This is a genomic window from Streptomyces geranii, assembly GCF_002954775.1.
In the GTDB taxonomy this organism is placed as follows: Bacteria; Actinomycetota; Actinomycetes; order Streptomycetales; family Streptomycetaceae; genus Streptomyces; species Streptomyces geranii.
This window is the reverse complement of the sequence record NZ_PJME01000048.1, coordinates 38,591-56,206: the sequence shown is the minus strand read 5'-3', so window position 1 is coordinate 56,206 and position 17,616 is coordinate 38,591. Positions and strand designations below refer to the sequence as shown.

The 17,616-nt window shown below is 69.5% G+C and carries 14 protein-coding genes; 3 read left to right on the top strand and 11 right to left on the bottom strand.

Annotation, left to right across the window (positions count from 1 at the left end; translation table 11 throughout):
* Positions 1 to 36: 36 nt before the first annotated feature.
* The 5 genes from CW359_RS35970 to CW359_RS35950 all read right to left on the bottom strand — a co-directional run bounded on the left by CW359_RS35970 (position 37) and on the right by CW359_RS35950 (position 8,060).
* The gene (locus CW359_RS35970) at positions 37 to 1,497 is read right to left on the bottom strand and encodes a S28 family serine protease (protein WP_105974423.1); all 1,461 of its coding nucleotides are present in this window, start codon (positions 1,495 to 1,497) and stop codon (positions 37 to 39) included.
* Positions 1,498 to 1,616: 119 nt separating this feature from the next.
* On the bottom strand, positions 1,617 to 1,940 hold the full coding sequence (locus tag CW359_RS35965) for a hypothetical protein (RefSeq protein ID WP_408647557.1): 324 nt from the start codon (positions 1,938 to 1,940) through the stop codon (positions 1,617 to 1,619).
* A gap of 210 nt (positions 1,941 to 2,150) precedes the next feature.
* A complete protein-coding gene (locus tag CW359_RS35960) occupies positions 2,151 to 5,897 on the bottom strand; it encodes an ABC transporter ATP-binding protein (protein ID WP_105974442.1) in 3,747 nt (1,248 codons plus the stop codon).
* Positions 5,898 to 6,061: 164 nt separating this feature from the next.
* Positions 6,062 to 7,129: an esterase-like activity of phytase family protein gene (locus CW359_RS35955; RefSeq protein ID WP_105974421.1), complete on the bottom strand. Its 1,068-nt coding sequence runs from the start codon at positions 7,127 to 7,129 to the stop codon at positions 6,062 to 6,064.
* Positions 7,130 to 7,202: 73 nt separating this feature from the next.
* Positions 7,203 to 8,060: a serine hydrolase gene (locus CW359_RS35950; protein ID WP_105974420.1), complete on the bottom strand. Its 858-nt coding sequence runs from the start codon at positions 8,058 to 8,060 to the stop codon at positions 7,203 to 7,205.
* 207 nt (positions 8,061 to 8,267) lie between these two features.
* Here CW359_RS35950 and CW359_RS35945 point away from each other — a divergent pair, with 207 nt between their 5' ends.
* Positions 8,268 to 10,610, top strand: a complete 2,343-nt coding sequence (locus tag CW359_RS35945; RefSeq protein WP_105974441.1) for an ArnT family glycosyltransferase — start codon at positions 8,268 to 8,270, stop codon at positions 10,608 to 10,610.
* A gap of 224 nt (positions 10,611 to 10,834) precedes the next feature.
* Entirely contained in the window at positions 10,835 to 11,644 is an 810-nt protein-coding gene (locus CW359_RS35940; RefSeq protein ID WP_105974419.1) for an endonuclease I family protein, read from the top strand.
* A 49-nt stretch (positions 11,645 to 11,693) separates the two neighbouring features.
* Here the strand turns inward: CW359_RS35940 and CW359_RS35935 are convergent, their stop codons facing one another.
* On the bottom strand, positions 11,694 to 12,446 hold the full coding sequence (locus tag CW359_RS35935) for a DUF6585 family protein (RefSeq protein ID WP_105974418.1): 753 nt from the start codon (positions 12,444 to 12,446) through the stop codon (positions 11,694 to 11,696).
* A 23-nt stretch (positions 12,447 to 12,469) separates the two neighbouring features.
* Positions 12,470 to 13,648, bottom strand: a complete 1,179-nt coding sequence (locus CW359_RS35930; protein WP_232838759.1) for a M20 family metallopeptidase — start codon at positions 13,646 to 13,648, stop codon at positions 12,470 to 12,472.
* Between the two features lie 164 nt (positions 13,649 to 13,812).
* Here CW359_RS35930 and CW359_RS35925 point away from each other — a divergent pair, with 164 nt between their 5' ends.
* Positions 13,813 to 14,703 carry a LysR family transcriptional regulator gene (locus CW359_RS35925; RefSeq protein WP_105974417.1) on the top strand — a complete coding sequence of 297 codons (891 nt, stop codon included), beginning with the start codon at positions 13,813 to 13,815 and terminating at the stop codon, positions 14,701 to 14,703.
* Positions 14,704 to 14,801: 98 nt separating this feature from the next.
* On the opposite strand, the gene CW359_RS35920 is transcribed toward CW359_RS35925, so the two are convergent.
* The 4 genes from CW359_RS35920 to CW359_RS35905 form a co-directional block, all read right to left on the bottom strand.
* On the bottom strand, positions 14,802 to 15,236 hold the full coding sequence (locus CW359_RS35920; RefSeq protein ID WP_105974416.1) for an NUDIX domain-containing protein: 435 nt from the start codon (positions 15,234 to 15,236) through the stop codon (positions 14,802 to 14,804).
* 93 nt (positions 15,237 to 15,329) lie between these two features.
* On the bottom strand, positions 15,330 to 16,001 hold the full coding sequence (locus CW359_RS35915) for a formylglycine-generating enzyme family protein (RefSeq protein WP_105974415.1): 672 nt from the start codon (positions 15,999 to 16,001) through the stop codon (positions 15,330 to 15,332).
* Between the two features lie 33 nt (positions 16,002 to 16,034).
* Positions 16,035 to 16,661 (bottom strand): hypothetical protein, encoded by a 627-nt coding sequence (locus tag CW359_RS35910; RefSeq protein ID WP_232838758.1) that lies wholly within the window; start codon positions 16,659 to 16,661, stop codon positions 16,035 to 16,037.
* A 154-nt stretch (positions 16,662 to 16,815) separates the two neighbouring features.
* A complete protein-coding gene (locus CW359_RS35905; RefSeq protein ID WP_105974439.1) occupies positions 16,816 to 17,565 on the bottom strand; it encodes a class I SAM-dependent methyltransferase in 750 nt (249 codons plus the stop codon).
* Positions 17,566 to 17,616: the final 51 nt, after the last annotated feature.

Genomic DNA, 17,616 nt, shown 5'->3' with positions numbered 1-17,616 from the left:
GACGGTTCACGGCTGACGGTTCACGGCTTTCGGGTGCTACGGGCGCAGCGTGGGCTCACGCTCGATGTCCCGCTTGTCGAGCCTCGCGTCGTACGTCGCCAGCGGCTTGGCCACCGACGGGTTCGACTGGACGGTCGTCGAGGCGACACCGGCCCAGGCCAGGATGCGGGCGGTGGCGAGCGCCTTCTGCTCGGGGACCAGACCCGCGACGTTCGCGCCGTGGTTCAGTCCGGGGGCGGTGAAGACGTACGAGTCCTTCGCGCCCTTGCCGAGGCGGAACTGCTCGGCGCCCCACGGGTCGTTCTGCCCGTACACGAACAGCATCTGGTTCGCACGGTGCTTGACCCAGTTGTCGACGTCGCGCATCGCCCGCGGCTGGAACTTCATCGAGATGTCCCGGGGGACGAACTCCCGCGGCGGCAGGTAGCCGTAGCGGATGTACTTCTTCTCGATGTGCGGGAACTTGATGGTGGGCGCGCCGAGTTGGGTGCCCGCCTGGTAGTAGTACGGCGTGTACGGCTCCAGGCCCTGGTCGGTGTAGAAGGAGAACCCGGCGATCGTGTCGATCGAGGTCCAGATGTCGTCGTCGGTCGCGTTCTTGGCGTCGGCCGGGATGGACTCGCAGTCGGCGAGCAGGCTGTACTGCCAGAAGCCCCAGACGTAGTCGAGGACGGTGGCCTCGTACGCCTTGTCGAGGCTGCCGATGGTGTCGAAGGTGAAGCCCTCGGCGGCGGCGAACTCCGCGTACCGCTTCTCCAGCGGCTCGCGGCGGACGAGCGCCTCGCGCTGCACGCCGTTCAGCCGGTCGCGGCACTCCTTGGTGCCGACGGTGGCGAAGAACCGGTCGTAGGCCGAGTCCTCGTTGTTCACCACGTCGTTGGGGGCGACGTACGCGACGACGCCGTCCATGTCACGCGGGTAGAAGCGCTCGTAGTAGGTGGCGGTCATGCCGCCCTTGGAGCCGCCCGTGGACAGCCACTTCTTGGTGTAGATCTTCTTCAGCGCCGAGAAGACGCGGTGCTGGTCGCTGGCCGCCTGCCAGATGTCCAGCTTGGACCAGTTCGCCGGGTCGGGCCGCGACGGGGTGAAGAAGCGGTACTCCAGGGAGACCTGGTTGCCGTCGACGATCCGCGTCGGCTCGCTGCGGCTGGGGTTCGTGTTGACGAAGTACCCGCTGGTGAAGAAGACCGTGGGGCGCGAGACGTCCTTGTGCAGGACCGTGATGCGCTGCTGGAACGTGCCCTTGGACGGTCGCCGGTGGTCGATCGGCTGGGTGTAGTTGAGGACGAAGTAGCGGTAGCCGGTGTACGGCTTCTCCTGGATCAGGCTCATGCCCGGGATCGCGAGGAGCCGGTCCTTGATGTCCGCGCTGTCCGCCGTGCTGGTCGTTCGCGTGGTGCCGGTGGCCTCCGGCTGAGCGGCGGTCGCCGCTCCCGCCGTACTCAACGTGCCTATCAGCACGGTGAGCGCCAGCAGCCATCTGAGCGCCTTGCGCATGCACCCTCCCCTATGAAACATCTGTGCGCCGGAAGCTATCGGAGCAACCGCCGGACGCACCAGGGGAGATAGGGAAATCCCTCGGGCACGGACTCAGTACGTAGGGTCCGGGCGGCGCTTCAGCACCGGATCCAGCCAGAACTGACCGATCCCCGCCCGACCGTGCCCTTCACCCACACATGCCGCCGTCCCGCGTGCACGGTGACCGGGCCGGCCCGCTTGGAGAACACGCCCTCGTCGACGACCGGACGGCCGCCGCGCGCCCGGACGCTCACCGACATCCACTGGCGGGGGCCTGGGCGTTTGGGGACGGTGACCGCGCAGACGTAGCCGCTGCGGCGGTAGATGTGCACCTCGCCGGTGGAGAAGGTGAGGGTGCGGGCCTTGCGGCCCGAGCAGGGCGCTGCCGCTTCGGCGGTTCCGGGGCCGGCCAGGGCGAGCATGCCGGATGCGGTCAGCACGGCCAGTGCGAGTGCCGTGCGGCGCTTCAGCGAGTCTGCGGTCACCGTGTTTCCCCCTTCCGTTGCCGCGTATACCGTACTGATGTACGGACGCGTCGTGTGTGGCGAACGGTTGCGTGGGTTTTCGGCTGCCGGTCGGTGGGGCTTCTCGCGCCGTTCCCCGCGCCCCTGAACGGCCCCTGCGGGGCGCGTTCAGGTGCGCGACGATGTGACCGGTTCCTCCGGCTCTGCCGTCCCCACGAAGGTTCGCCACAACTCTGCGTATTGGCCGTCGAGTTGGAGGAGTTCTTCGTGGGTGCCGTCTTCCGCCACCCGGCCGTCGGACATGACGACGACGCGGTCGGCTCGGGCCGCCGTGGTCAGGCGGTGGGCTACCACCAGGGTTGTACGGCGGCCTGCGAGGCGGTCGGTGGCGTGGTTGACCTGGGCCTCGGTGGCCAGGTCCAGGGCCGCCGTCGCCTCGTCGAGGAGCAGGATGTCCGGGTCGACCAACTCCGCGCGGGCCAGTGCGATCAGCTGGCGTTGGCCCGCCGAGAGGTTGCGTCCGCGTTCCGCGACCTCGTGGAGGTAGCCGCCCTCCAGCGTGGCGATCATCTCGTGGGCGCCGACCGCCCGGGCGGCCCCCTCCACCTGGGCGTCGGTGGAGTCGGGGCGCCCGTACGCGATGGCGTCCCGCACGGTCCCCTGGAAGAGGTACGCCTCCTGCGGCACGACCCCGAGGCGGTGCCGGTACGAGGTGATGTCGAGGTCGCGCAGATCGGTGCCGTCGACGGTGACCCGGCCGCCGGTCGGGTCGTAGAAGCGGGCGACCAGCTTCACGAGGGTCGACTTGCCCGCGCCGGTCTCGCCGACGAAGGCGACCGTCTGGCCTGCGGGGATCGTCAACTCGACCTCGCTCAGGGCCTCTTCGTCGTCGCCGTACGCGAAGTCCACGCCCTCGAAGGCGATGTCGCCGCGCAGGGACAGCACCTCAAGCGGCTCCTCGGCGGCCTCGGTGGAGGTCCGCTCCTGGAGGAGTTCCTGGATGCGGCCCAGCGAGACCGTCGCCTGCTGGTACCCGTCGAAGACCTGCGAGAGCTGCTGCACGGGTGCGAAGAACAGGTCGATGTAGAGGAGGTAGGCGACCAGCGCACCTGTCGTGAGGGTGCCGTTCTCGATCCGTCCGGCGCCGACGATCAGTACCGCAGCCGCCGCGACCGAGGCCAGCAGCTGTACGAAGGGGAAGTAGACCGAGATCAGCCACTGGCCCCGGACCCGCGCCCGGCGGTAGCTGTCGCTGCCCTCGGCGAACCGTTCGCCGCCCGCCCGCTCGCGCCGAAAGGCCTGCACGATCCGCAGCCCGGCCACCGACTCCTGGAGGTCGGCGTTGACCACGGACACGCGCTCACGGGCGAGTTCGTACGCCTTGACGCTCGCCCGGCGGAAGAAGAACGTGCCGACGACCAGCACCGGGATGGTGACGAAGACGACGAGGGCGAGCTGTACGTCGATCACGACCAGGGCGACCATGATGCCGAAGAAGGTGACGACGGAGACGAAGGCCGTGACGAGGCCCGTCTGCAGGAACGTCGACAAGGCATCGACGTCGGTCGTCATCCGCGTCATGATCCGGCCGGTCAACTCCCGTTCGTAGTAGTCGAGTCCGAGGCGCTGCAGCTGGGCGAAGATCTTCAACCGGAGGGCGTACAGGACGCGTTCGCCGGTACGGCCCGTCATCCGCGTCTCGCCGATCTGCGCCGCCCACTGGACGAAGACGGACAGCAGGGCGAGCGCGGAGGCCACCCACACCGCGCCCAGGGCTAGTTGGGTGACGCCCGAGTCGATGCCGTGCCGGATCAGGATCGGCAGGAGCAGTCCCATGCCCGCGTCCACGGCGACCAGCCCGAGGGTCAGCAGCAGCGGCGTTCCGAAGCCGCGCAGCAGCCGCTTCAGCCCGTACGACTCCTCGGGGGTGACGGCACGTGCCTCGTCGATGTCCGGGGTGTCGGCGGCCGGGGGCAACGCCTCTACCTGGGCGAGGAGTTCGGGGGTGGCGGGCATCCCGGCGAACGCCGTGTCCTTGCGCTCGCGGTCCCCGCTCCACAGCCTGGGGGTGACCCCGCGTTCGGCGTCGAACTCGGCGTCCAGCTCGTCCCGTACGGAGGTGTCCTCGGGCGGCAGGGAGGGCAGGGCGCGGCCGGGTGAGACGCCGCCCAGCTCGTCCGGGTCGGTCAACAGGCGGCGGTACAGGGCGGATCGGGCCTGGAGTTCGTCGTGGGTGCCGATGTCGGCGAGGCGTCCGGCGTCGAGGACGGCGATGCGGTCGGCGAGGGCGAGGGTGGAGCGGCGGTGGGCGATGAGGAGGGTCGTGCGGCCCTCCATGACGTGCCTCAGGGCCTCGTGGATCTCGTGCTCGACGCGGGCGTCGACGGCGGAGGTGGCGTCGTCGAGGACGAGAAGGCGGGGGTCGGTGAGGATCGCGCGGGCGAGGGCGACGCGCTGGCGCTGGCCGCCGGAGAGGGTGAGGCCGTGCTCGCCGACCTTGGTGTCGTAGCCGTGCGGCAGTTCGGCGATGAAGCGGTCGGCCTGGGCGGCGCGCGCGGCGACCAGGATCTGTTCCTCGGTGGCGTTCGGGCGGCCGTACGCGATGTTGTTGCGGACGGTGTCGGAGAAGAGGAAGGAGTCCTCGGGGACCAGTCCGATCGCGGACCGGAGTGATTCGAGGGTCAGTTCGCGGACGTCGTGGCCGGCGATGAGGACCGCGCCGCGTGTCACGTCGTAGAAGCGCGGGAGGAGGAGGGAGACGGTCGACTTGCCGGAGCCGGAGGAGCCGACGACGGCGAGGGTCTCGCCCGCCCGGATCTCCAGGCTGAGTCCGTCGAGGACGGGACGCTCGGGGTCGTAGCCGAAGGACACGTCGTCGAACTCGACGGTGGCGGGGGCGTCGGCGGGCAGGTCCTTGTGCCCGTCGGAGAGGGAGGGCCGGGTGTCGATGAGTTCGAGGACGCGTTCGGTGCCGGCGCGGGCCTGCTGGGCGACGGTCAGCACCATGGCCAGCATCCGTACCGGGCCGACGAGTTGGGCGAGATAGGTGGAGAACGCGACGAACGTACCGAGCGTGATGTGCCCGCCCACCGCCAGCCAGCCGCCCACGGCGAGCATGGCGACCTGTCCGAGCACGGGTACGGCCTGGAGGGCGGGCGTGTAGACGGAGTTGAAGCGGATCGTCCGCAGCCGCCCGGCGAAGAGCCGTCGCCCGACCTCCCGGAGCTTCCCGGTCTCCTGGTCCTCCTGCCCGAACCCCTTCACCACGCGTACGCCGGTCACGGCGCCGTCGACGACACCGGCGACGGCGGCGGCCTGGGCCTGCGCGTACCAGGTGGCCGGGTGGAGCTTCCGGCGGCTGCGCTTGGCGATGATCCAGAGGGCGGGCGCGACGGCGAGGGCGACCAGGGTCAGCGGGATCGACAGCCAGGCCATGATCGCGAGGGACATCAGGAAGAGCAGCAGGTTCCCGACGGTCATCGGGAGCATGTAGAAGAGGCTCTGGATCAGCTGAAGGTCGCTGGTGGCCCGCCCGACGATCTGCCCCGTCGACAGCTCGTCCTGGCGGCGGCCGTCGAGCCGGGTGATCGTCCCGAACATCTCCGTCCGCAGATCGTGCTGGACGTCGAGCGCGAGCCGGCCGCCGTAGTAGCGCCGGACGTAGGTCAGCAGGTAGACGAGGACGGCGGCGACGACGAGCGCGCCCGCCCAGGGGCCCATGGAGCGGGTCTTGTCACCGATGACGTCGTCGATGATCACCTTGGTGATCAGGGGGACGAGGGCGATGAGGGCCATGCCGAAGAGGGAGGCGCCCAGGGAGAGCACGACGTCCTTCGGATACCGCCAGGCGTATCCGACCAGGCGTCGCCCCCATCCCTGCGACGGTTCCGGTTCCGGTTCCCGTGCCGGTTCCAGTGCCGGTGCCGGTTCCGATTCCTGTGCCGGTTTCGGCTCCCGCCCCCGTTGGTCCGTCACTCCGGTGCCTTTCGTAGATCCACACGTCCGTACTCCACCGGTAAGCACCAACGCGGGCGGAAGCGGATTTCATCCCTCCGCAACAACTCCGGGGGCGGCTGTGGCTACGAGGTCCGGACCTTCAGGAAGTAGAAACGGGTCGTCTGCGCGGCGTTCTGGTTGTCGTCGCTGACGAGGAGAACGCGCAGGCCGCCGTGGGTGCGGCCGGTGACGACCATGCCCTCGATGTTGTCGAGGAGCGGGTTCGGCTGCGGCTGCTTGGCGGTCGCTCCCAGTGACGGGCAGTTCACGATGTCGGCGAGGAGGGTCTTCCTGACCAGGCGTACGCCGCTGTCCTGCCCGGTGAGGTTCTCGACACCGCGTGTGTCGGTGGCGCGGCGCGGGTCGGCCAGGTAGAGGCGGACCGTGTTGCCGACGCCGGCGGTGAAACCGCGCTCCAGGACGAGGAGGCGACCGTCGGGGGTGGCCGCGACCTCCGGAACGCCGAGGCCGGTATCGGTGCGATAGGCGTACTGGGCGCCGAGGACGAAGTGGGTGCCCCGGCGCTCCCAGGTCTGCCAGCGGACGATGCCGGTGGCGTCGCCGGAGATCGCGTACTCCATGCCCGCGAGGAGCGTACGGCCGCCGGGGAGGAGGGTGAGCCCCTCGAAGGTCTGGTTGGCCGTGGCGCGACCGGCCGGGGCGACCTGGAGCGCGGCGGGCACCGGGAGGCGGTCGAGGATGCGGCCGTCGCGGGAGTAGCGGCGTACGGAGGGTTCCGTCTCGGAGGAGACGAGCCGGGTGCCGTCCCGGTCCACGACCAGGCCCTCGGAGTCGAGCGCGGCGCCGGTCTCGTCGGCGAGCGGGACGACGCTCTTCGGGGTCAGGGTCCTCCGGTCGAGGGTGAAGAGGGAGGAGCGGTCGGAGAGGGCGGCGAGGTCGCCGTTCCGGTCGACGGCGAGCGCGGAGAAGTTGCCGACGAAGGTGCCGTCGTACGTCGTCTTGTCGAGAGCGTCGGAGAAGCGGTCGATCGAGACGGTGGGTGAACAGGCGTTGCCGCTCTGGGAGTTGGCGTTCGCCGGTCCGGCGGCGGTCAGGCAGGTGGCCGCCGCCAGGCCGGCGGTGAGGGTGGTGAGTACGGTTCGCAGGTGTCGCGGGATTCGCGGGTTTCGCGGGTGTCGTCGCAGGCGCATGGCCGTCACCGTAGGGCGGGTTGGTGACGGCCGGGAGGCGGCGCGGTGAAGTCGTCCCGCGACCAGGTCGCGGTCAGCTGGCCGCGATGTCCCTGTGGACAACCTTGGCGACCCGCTCGATGGTCGTGATGCCGTAGTTCCAGGTGCTGTTGCCGTGCGTGAGCACGGAGATCATGTAGTCGTGGCCGCCACCCTTGAACGAGCCGACGCTGTGCACCCGCCAGCCGTGCGAGGCGCGCTGCAGCCAGCCGTTCTTGACGTGCACGGAGACTCCGGAGGGGACGCCCGCCGGGGTGCCCCAGCGCTGGGACGCGACGACCTCGCTCATCAACTTCAGGATGTACGCACGGGAGTTGTCGTTGAGGACCGTGTTGGTGAGGGTGGTGAGCGCGAGGAGCTTCTGCTCGTCGCGGGCGGTGATCTGGGTGAGCCCCCAGTAGCCGTTCGTGCCGGGCTTGGTCTGGGTCATGCCCGCCGCAGCGACGAAGGCCTTGATCTTCGTCAGGCCGAGCTGGTTCCAGAGCTTGGTGGTGGCGGCGTTGTCCGACTTGGTGATCATGGCCGTGGCACGGGTCTTCTCCGTGGCGGTCAGGGCCCGGCCGGTCTTCTGGGCGTCCCAGAGCAGGGTCGCGAGGACGGTGACCTTGACGACACTGGCGGAGTCGTAGGCGGTCTGCGCCCGGTACACACAGGTGGTCTTGGTGGTGCGGTCGAAGACGCCGACGCTGATGGAGCCCTGGCGACCGGCGAGGGCGGTGGTGATGTCCCGCTTCAGCTTGGTGGCGAGGGCGGGCTTGGCGGACGTACAACTGACCGCCGCCGTGGCCGCGCTCGCGGGTGTGGCGGTGGCGAGCAGCGAGATCGTGGTGGCGGCGCCGACGGCGACACCGAGTGCGCGGGCGCGTACAGATCTGGATATGTGGTGAGTCATGGTGGTTTCCCATCCCCGTGAAAGACGTCAGCGGCCCCCCGGCACGCTGGTCTTCTTTGACTCACATGCACGTACGAATGGTTGTACGCCTGCCCGATTTCCTTTGGGTAAAGCATTCACCGCACGTAACACACTGTTGCCCGTATTCATAGGTGGCCCCCAGGTGCGCCACAGCCCTCACCCACCCCCCGTCCAGACGATTCGATGGTGACATCTGCCACCGACCCACACCCCCACGCCCCGGAGACCCTCGCCGCCGCCGATCCCGCGGCCCCCGAGGCTCCACCGGCCCCCGTCGCCTCAGGCACTCCCGAGAAGGCGCCGCGCTGGTCGCTGCCCGCGCTGCTCGCGATCATGGTGCTGGCCGGGGTCCTGTACTCCTGGAACCTCTCCTCCTCCGGCCTCAACAGCTTCTACAGCGCGGCCGTGTTGAGCGGCACGCAGAGCTGGAAGGCGTGGTTCTTCGGCTCGTTGGACGCGGGGAACTTCCTCACCGTCGACAAGCCACCCTTCGTCCTCATGGTCATGGGCCTGTCCTGCCGGGTGTTCGGCTTCGGCACCTGGCAGATGATGGCGCCGCTGATCGCGTCCGCGCTCGGCACGATCTGGATCCTGCACTCCTCCGTGAAGCGGGTGTTCGGACACGCGGCGGCCACGGTGGCCGCGCTCGTCCTGGCGCTCACGCCGATCACGGTGGCCATCAACCGGGACAACAACCCGGACACGCTGCTGGTCTTCCTGATGGTGGCGGGCGCGGCCCTCGCGCTGCGCGCCACGCGTGACGGCAGACTGCTGCCGCTGCTCGGCTCGGCGGTGTGCTTCGGCCTCGCCTTCAACACGAAGATGCTCCAGGGCTACATCGCCCTGCCGGCCGTCTTCGCGGTGTACCTGTTCGCGGCCAACCTCGGCCTGGTCAAGCGGATCGTGAACCTGCTGCTGGCGGGCGTCGCGCTCGCGGTGGCCAGCTTCTGGTGGGCGACGGCGGTCTCCCTGGTCCCGGCCGACGACCGTCCGTACATCGGCGGCTCGACGGACGGCAGCGCCTGGAACCTGATCATGGGCTACAACGGCCTCGGCCGCGTCCTCGGCGGCGAGGGCAACGGCGGGGGCGGCGGTGGCGGAGGCGGCGGCTTCTCCGGGACCGCGGGCCTCGGCCGGATGTTCAACGAGATCCTGGGCGGCCAGATCTCCTGGCTGATCCCCTTCGCGAGCATCGCGTTCGTCGGCGGCCTGGTCCTGATCGGCCGGGCCCCGCGCACGGACGCGACCCGCGCGGCCCTGCTGATGTGGGGCGGCTGGACCCTGCTCCACTACCTGACCTTCGCCATGGCCGAGGGCACGATGCACCCGTACTACACGACCGCCCTCGCGCCCGGTATCGCGGCGCTGTGCGGTGGCGGCGGGGTGCTCCTGCTGCGCGCGTTCCGCACGGACAAGCGCTGGGTGTGGGTGCTCCCGCTGGCCTTCGGCATCACCGGCGTCTGGTCGATAGTCCTGCTGCGCCGGACCTCGGACTGGAACACCTGGCTGTGGCCGACGATCGCGGTGCTGATGGCACTGGCGATCACGGGCCTGCTGGTCTTCCGCACGGGTCGGCGCGTACAACTCCTCGCCGCCTCCGTGGTGGCGGCGATCGTCGCCGCGGTGGCCGGCCCGGCCGCGTACTCCTTCGCGGAGACGTCGGCGACGGGCGGCGGCATGGGCGGTACGAACCCGACGGCGGGCCCTTCGACGGGCGGCGGCATGGGCGGCCCCGGCGGCGGAGGCGGCGGCAACCGTGCGAGTGGCGGCTTCCCCGGCGGGGGCGGCGGCCAGGGTCAGCAGAACGGTCAGCAGGGGCAGGGCCAGCAGCAGGGCGGGCAGGCCGAGGGCGGCCAGCAGGGCGGTCAGATGGGTACGCCGCCCAGTGGCGGTATGCCCAGCGGGGCACCCGGCGGCGCCGGTGAGCAGGGCGGTGGCCAGCAGGGTGGCGGTATGGGTACGCCTCCGGGCGGCACGGACGGTACGAGCGGCACCGGCGGCGAGTCCGGCACGACCGGCGGCCAGCAGCAGGGCGGGCAGCCCGGCGGCGGAGGCATGGGCGGTGGCGGTGGTGGCATGGGTGGCGGCGCCAGCACCGAGCTGATCACGTACCTGAAGAAGCACCAGGACGGCGCCAAGTGGCTGCTGGCGGTGTCGAATTCACAGGGTGCGGCGCAGCTGATCATGAGCAGCGGCGAGCCGGTGATCTCCATGTGGGGCTGGACCGGCACCGACAAGGCGATGACCCTGGCCAAGCTCAAGGAGCTGGTGAAGAAGGGCGAGTTGCACTACATCCAGCTCGGCGGCGGCATGGGCGGCGGGGGCGGCATGGGCGGCTCCAGCCTCAGCTCGGAGGTCACGGCGTGGGTGCAGGAGCACGGGACGGCGGTGAAGGAGAGCGAGTACAGCGGCAGCGCGACGACGGGGACCGCCGACTCGGCGGACTCGTCAAGCTCTTCGAGTTCGTCCACATCATCGACGTCATCGACGTCATCCATCTACCGTCTGGACGCGTCGGACGTCAGCTGAGCCCGACCGGATGAACTGTGTGGCCCCTGACCGGAGTTTCCGGTCAGGGGCCACGCTCATTTCGCCGCCTCCACGGCTCTACGCGCGTCAAATCGGGCCGAAATCAACCGAGTTGCCGGTTCAAGTCACCCAACGGACACACGCAGTTCATTGCCTGAAACGCATGTCCATGTCACGCTCCCGATTGTCTCGCTCATTCGACACGCGTAGAACGGACACCCCCGATGCCCGCGACGCAGATACGCACCCGCCGTTGGAAGGCCGTGGCACTGGCCACGTCGACGGTTCTGGCCGCCCTCGCCATCCCCACGATGACGGCGACCCCGGCCGGCGCGACGACGACCGCGTACGACGCCACGTACTACAAGAACGCGATCGGAAAGACCGGCACGAGCCTCAAGTCCTCGCTGCACACGATCATCAGCAGCCAGACGAAGATCTCGTACTCCGCCGTCTGGAACGCGCTCAAGGTGACCGACCAGGACCCGAACAACAGCAGCAACGTGATCCTGCTGTACAGCGGTGTCTCGCGCAGCAAGTCCCTCAACGGCGGCGACGTCGGCGACTGGAACCGCGAGCACACCTGGGCCAAGTCCCACGGCGACTTCGGCGAGGCGATCGGCCCCGGCACGGACCTGCACCACCTGCGCGCCTGCGACGTCCAGGTCAACAGCATCCGCGGCAACCTGGACTTCGACAACGGCGGCAGCTCGGTCACCAACGGCGGCGGCAGCACCGTCGACTCCGACTCCTTCGCACCGCGCGCCGCGGACCGGGGCGACGTGGCCCGCATGATCCTGTACATGACCGTCCGTTACGAGGGCGACGACGGCTGGGCGGACCTGGAGCCCAACGAGAAGGTGGGCAACGGCAGCAACCCGTACATGGGCAAGCTGGCCGTCCTCAAGGCGTGGAACGAGGCGGACCCGCCCAGCGCCTTCGAGGAGAAGCGCAACGACCTCATCTACTCCAACTACCAGGGCAACCGGAACCCGTTCATCGACCACCCGGAGTGGGTCGAGGCGATCTGGTAGGCAGCCGGTCCCAGTCGCCGCCCTGAACTCTCCATCTCGTACGGGGAGTTCAGGGCATCTCCTGTTTCCGGCCGAGGATTCCCGCAATGGTCAGGAAGAGCTGGAGATTCGCGATGCCACTGACCCTGGCGGTGCACCAGGGGCCTGCCGCACCGGACTTGATCACCCGGACACTGCCGCCACCGACCACGATCTCCTGGACGTCCGCCCACGGAAGCACAGGCTTCCCGGTACCGGTCACGCCGGTACGGGAGACGGAGAGCGCGCCGAAGTCGGCGGTCCCGCCCTCCAGTACCGCGTCCATGACCGCCGGCGCCTGGGCCCGGAGCACCGCCTCCTGCATCCAGGGACCCCAGGTCTCGGGGCTCTCGTAGAACTCCGTGATCTGCGCGGCGCCGTAGCTCGGAGCGGCCACGGAATAGACGTACCTGGTGGGCGTGGGGACACCGTTGACGAACAACTGGCTGATGTCCTGGTGGACCCGCGCGGAATCCCAGCGGAGGGCGGTCATGCCGTCCCCGAACTGCGGCTGCACGATCAGCCCGTGCTCGAAGAGGTGGAGCCGCTTGGCGGCCTGCTTCCTGCTGAAGTCCGGGAAGCGGCGCAGCCACCAGTAGTACAGCGCCCCGGGGACGAGGAAGAACGCCGAGAGCGTGACGAGCACGTTGAGATAGAGGACGAACAGCAGCTTGCCGAGCCGCTTGGGGGCGAACGAGCCCTGAAGTCGGCCGAGTTGGTGACGGGCGGCCAGGGCGGCGACCTCGGGTGAGAGTGAGGGTGAGTGGAGCGCCGGTGTGGTCATCGGAGTTCTTTCTCGTAGGCGGGTCACTGCCGTGTCCGGGCGACGAGTTCGGCGAGCAGTCGGGTACGGGGGACCATCGTCGCGATCCGTACGTGCTCGGTGTCGGCGTGGGCGCCGCTGCCGACGGCGCCCAGGCCGTCCAGCGTCGGACAGCCCACGGCGGCCGTGTAGTTGCCGTCCGAGGCACCGCCGACGGCGACTCCGCGCGGCGGTTCCTGGCCCAGTTCCGAGGCGATGCGGGTGGCCAGGGCGAAGAGTCGGGCGGAGGAAGCGGGTTCCATGGGCGGCCGTCGCCTGCCGCCGAGTACGGTCAGCCGGGCGCCGGGGGTCCGGGCGGTGAGCCCGCGCATGAGTTCGTCGGTCCGGTCCTGCGCGGCAGCCGTCGGCACGCGTACGTCCACGGAGATCTTCGCCGACGCGGGCACGGTGTTGAGGGTGCTGCCGGCGGACATGAGGGTGGGGGTGATGGTGGGGGGTCCGATCTCGGCGTCCCCGTCACCACCGGTGTTACTGGCATCACCGGTGTTACTGGCATTGCTGGCGGCACCGGCGGCACCGGCGTTGCCGATCGTGGCCCCCAGGCCGGCGATGGCCAGCACCTGGTGAGCTGCCTCGACAGCGGCGTTGATCCCCTTGTGCGGCTCCAGCCCGGCATGGGCCGCCCTGCCGTGCACGACGACCTCGTACCGCGAAGTGCCCTTACGGGCGGTCTTGAGGGCGCCGGTCTCATCGGCGGACGCCTCCAGCACGAAGGCGGCGGCGAGGCCGCGAGCGGACTCCTCGATCAACTCCCGGGAGGTGGGTGAGCCGACCTCCTCGTCCCCGGTGACCAGCACGCACACGCCGTCCGGGGACGGCAGGGAGGCCAGCGCGTGGAACATCTGCACGAGCCCCGCCTTCATGTCGAGCACCCCGGGCCCCCGGGCGACCCCGTCGGCCACCGACCAGGGATGCGTCTCCAGCGAGCCGCCGGGCCACACCGTGTCGTGATGGCCTACGAGCAGTACGCGGGGCGTACCGAAGGTCCACCGCAGGTGGGTGACACCGTCGATGACGATCACCTCCGGCGACGTACCCAGCAGCCGAGCACCGAGGGCGGCGACCACCTCGGCACTGCGGGCCACGGCGGCGTGGTCGGCGGAGAAGGACTCGCAGAGGACGAGTTCCTCAAGATCGGCGAGCAGAGCGGGCAGAGCGGTCACGTCTTCCCCCTGGAACTGCGAGTGGTGGATTGCGGATCACAGATTGCGGATTGGCGACGTGATGAGACGTTACGAAGGGGCAAGGCATTCCACCAGCGACTAGATTGCATGGAACTCATGCGCTGAAGGAATGTGAGTGGGGAGGAAGTACGGGTGGAGGAGATGTGTTCGAGACCGACGCACTACGCCTGCTGGTGACCGTGGCGGACACGGGTTCGTTCACCGCGGCTGCGATCCGGCTCAACTACACGCAGTCGGCGGTGTCCCGGCGGATCGCCACCCTCGAACAGCAGGCAGGCGGCCCGCTGTTCGACCGTCTCCCCCGGGGCGTACGCCTGAACCCGGCCGGCCAGTCCCTGCACCGCCATGCCGTGGACGTACTGGAACGCCTGTCGCGGGCGGAGCAGGAGCTGACGGTGATCCACGCGGGTCACGGCGGAATGCTCCGCGTGGGAGCCTTCGCGACGGCCAACATCTCTCTACTGCCCGCCGCCCTGCGGGAGTTCAGGCGGGCCAGACCGGACGTGGAGATCGTGGCGGTGGAGGGCAGGAGCGCGACGCTGATGGAACGCTTGGCGGCGGGCGCGCTGGACCTGGCGGTGGTCAGCGACTACCCCTCCGGCCTTCCCACGGCAGACGGCACCACGACAACCCCACTGCTGAAGGACGAACTGTTCGTGGCCCTGCACCACGAACACCCCCTGGCCTCAGCCGAAGCAGCCCCGATCAACCTCCGTGACCTACGGGACGAGGCCTGGCTGCAGGACGCGTACGGCGACCGCCCCACGATGCTCGCGGACGCCTGCGCCCGGGCCGGCTTCACCCCGCGCAAGATCATCAGAATCGCGGAGTGGACGGGCAAGTTCGGCTATGTGGCAGCGGGGTTGGGGGTGGCACTGGTCCCCTCGCTGGCCACGTGGGCGGTCCCGTCCGAACTCACCCTGCGCCGCCTCGCCGACCCCACACTCCGCAGGACGGTCCACATGGCACTGCCCGCGGTACCGCTGCCGGCGGCGCTGAAACTGGGGGAGTTGCTGCGGAGGGCGGGGGGCTGAGCGTGAAGGGTCGGTCGGGTCGCCGCCGCGCCACTCGGAGCATGGTCCGGCCCAGGTACGCCTGTCCTCGGGAGGCACATCGATCAGCCTCAGCCCTCTCAGATGCGCCAATTCTCGGCGTGCGCCCATAGGTAGTCGGCGAGTTCGGGCGGATGAAGGTCGAGTGCTCGCACCGCCGACGCGTCCAACGCGACTCGTACCGGCGAGAAGTCGCCCAGATCGGGATCGTCAACTTCAGGACCGCTACGGCGACTTGGATCGATGTCCAGCACGTCGGCGCGAAAGTAGTGCTGCACGACGGTGACCTTCTCGCCGGATTCGGTCAGGGTCAGGAACTCGGTCGCGGGGCCGATCGTGGCGCCGATCTCTTCCAACACCTCGCGACGCAGAGCCGCTTCGAAGTCGGCGTCCTCGGCTTCGACGCCCCCGCCGACGGTCGTGTAGTAGCGGGCGCCACCCGGCCATCCCCGGCGCAGGAACACCAACCGGCCGCCGTCGAGCAGCACCGCGCGAACGTTGTGACGGACCTTCATGCGTGCGACGCTAGCGCGCCCGGCCCGGCGAGGAGCGCGAACCGAAGCAGCGAGAAGGGCGGGACGCGTTGCCGCTCCGCGCAGGGCGACTGGTCACGCGGGGGAACGCGCGATGCGGAACCCGACGTCGTCGACCTGGAAGGTCGGGTGGCTGCGGCGCCGTGCGGAGGCGCGGCAACTCCAGTGTTCGTCGAACCAACCGCCGCCGCGCAGCACCCGGTAACTGCCGTAGACCTCGGCGTCGTAGACGTCCCAGCACCAGTCCCAGACGTTGCCGAGCATGTCGTGGAGCCCCCACGCGTTGGGGGTCTTCCCGCCCACGTCGTGGATGCGCTCGTGCGAGTTGCCGCGGTACCAGGCGATGTCGTCGAGTTCCCCGTGGCGCGGCCCGGTCGTACCGGCGCGGCAGGCGTGCTCCCACTCGGCTTCGGTCGGCAGCCGGTAGCCGTCGGCGGACACGTCCCACTCGACGTGTTCTCCATCGGCGTGCAGATCGTACGCAGGCGTGAAACCGTCGCGCAGGGACAGGGAGTTGCAGAACCGCGCCGCGTCCCACCAGGAGACGGACTCGACGGGCAGTCGCTCCCCCTGGGCGGCGCTCGGCCGCAGGCCCGTGATCTGCGCGTACAACGCCTGGGTGACGGGGAATGCGGCGAGTTGGTAGGGCGAGAGCTCGACCGACCAACTGCGCTGCGTCCGCCGGTCCGAGAGCGTCACCTGCCCCGGCGGGATGGCGATCATCTCGTTGCCCGTCATCACGTCCATGTTCAGGAGATCCTAACGAGCCCTGCCCAACAGTCAGTGGTGCAAGCTCTCCGACGTGGTGTGCCCGTCCCGGACGTCCCTGAAAAGAACAGAACCCGGACCGGCGGGCTCCAGGCAGTGCGGACCGTGCAGATCGAGCTTCTCAAGGTCCGTGGGGAACACGAAGTGCTCTCCGACATACGCCGGATCGACGGCGAAGCTCACGCGCGTGCCGCTGCCTTCGGCCGGATGAAACTCCTGGGGACGGCCGAGCGGCCGGATGCCACGGAGTTCCTGGCACAACCCGCGCCCCGCGCACCACATCTCGACAGTCACCTGACGGGACACGGCGGCGGCAGCTGCCAGCAACCACCACTCGGGGCCCAAAAGGGAATCGTAGTAACCGAGTTCGGGACCACCGAAGGCTCCCCAGTCGTGCGGCTGGTCCATGGCCACCGTAAAACTGCTGTCACTGGTGATCTCGACGAGACCACACAAGGTGTGCGCCGCGGCAACCCTTGTCGCCGGATGAAGCACGTGCCGCGCCACGGCACACAGCAGGCTGTCCGGCAGCTTCGGACTTCCGGGCCCCACCCCGAAGTACATACCCGGCCGCTTGCGCACGACGGCATCGAACTCCAGCACTTCGATGTCCGCCACGCTGTACGAATACTCCGTCACGGCCACACACTATCGACGCTGCCTCGGCGGCCTGTAGCGGTATGCAGGAGAAGCAGAACCATTCCGCGAAGTCGTCGACGGTGATCTCCGACGCGCCCCAACGCTCCTCCAGCGCCGCCTTGATCGACCCCAACAGAGGCCCTACGCCAGGCGGTCAGCCGACCTGGAGCCGGAAGTGCAGCACGCCGGAGGCGTCGGCAGGGGTGGGCTTGCCGTCGGTGTCGGTGACCGTGGTCACCACCAGGCCGGCGCGGAGGGCCAGTTCCTCGAACTGCTCCCCGCTGTACCAGTGCATGGTCCACGGGCGCTCCTCGACTGTGCTGTCCGAGCCGAGGTGCCGTTCGTAGCGCAGAAGCGTCGTCTGGGTCCGGGCCGTCTCGTCACGCCGCTCATCGACGACGGACACGCGCAGTTCGGCACCGTCGGGCGCGCTGGCCGTGCGTACCCGGCCGAGCTGTTCGGCGGGGGTCGGCTCGGGGGTGAACAGCGGCACCAGGGCGGTGCCGCCCTCGGCCAGGTGAGCGCGGATACCGCGCAGGGCGGCGAGCGCCGTGGCGTCGTCCGGGAGCAGGGTGAAGGTCGGCCCGGCGAGGAAGACCGCGCGGTAGCGGCGGGGCAGGTCCAGAGCCTCCATGCGCTGCTGGAACACGGTGACAGCAATGCCTTGTACGTCGGCCCGGCGCCGGAGCCGTTCCAGCATGTCGCCGGAGGAGTCGACGCCGTCGACGTCCAGACCACGTCGCCGCAGCTCGATCAGGGGCTCACCGTCGCCGCACCCCAACTCCAGCGCCGGCATGCCGACTTGGTGAATGAAGTCCGCGTAGGGCTCGGGGTCCTGGGAGTGGGCTTTCAGCGGACCGTAGAGGTCCGCGACGATGCCGGTGTAGAAGTCAGCTGGGTGCACGGCGGTCACCCTACGCAGGGCTTTCCGCTCGGTCACTCGAATATTGACGGC

Excerpts from the sequence above, each read along its gene's own strand:
- CW359_RS35950 (WP_105974420.1), bottom strand. The coding sequence starts at position 8,060 with ATGACTCACCACATATCCAGATCTGTACGCGCCCGCGCACTCGGTGTC.
- CW359_RS35920 (WP_105974416.1), bottom strand. The coding sequence starts at position 15,236 with ATGAAGGTCCGTCACAACGTTCGCGCGGTGCTGCTCGACGGCGGCCGG.
- CW359_RS35935 (WP_105974418.1), bottom strand. The coding sequence starts at position 12,446 with ATGACCACACCGGCGCTCCACTCACCCTCACTCTCACCCGAGGTCGCC.
- CW359_RS35970 (WP_105974423.1), bottom strand. The coding sequence starts at position 1,497 with ATGCGCAAGGCGCTCAGATGGCTGCTGGCGCTCACCGTGCTGATAGGC.
- CW359_RS35955 (WP_105974421.1), bottom strand. The coding sequence starts at position 7,129 with ATGCGCCTGCGACGACACCCGCGAAACCCGCGAATCCCGCGACACCTG.
- CW359_RS35940 (WP_105974419.1), top strand. The coding sequence starts at position 10,835 with ATGCCCGCGACGCAGATACGCACCCGCCGTTGGAAGGCCGTGGCACTG.
- CW359_RS35965 (WP_408647557.1), bottom strand. The coding sequence starts at position 1,940 with ATGCTCGCCCTGGCCGGCCCCGGAACCGCCGAAGCGGCAGCGCCCTGC.
- CW359_RS35915 (WP_105974415.1), bottom strand. The coding sequence starts at position 16,001 with ATGGACGTGATGACGGGCAACGAGATGATCGCCATCCCGCCGGGGCAG.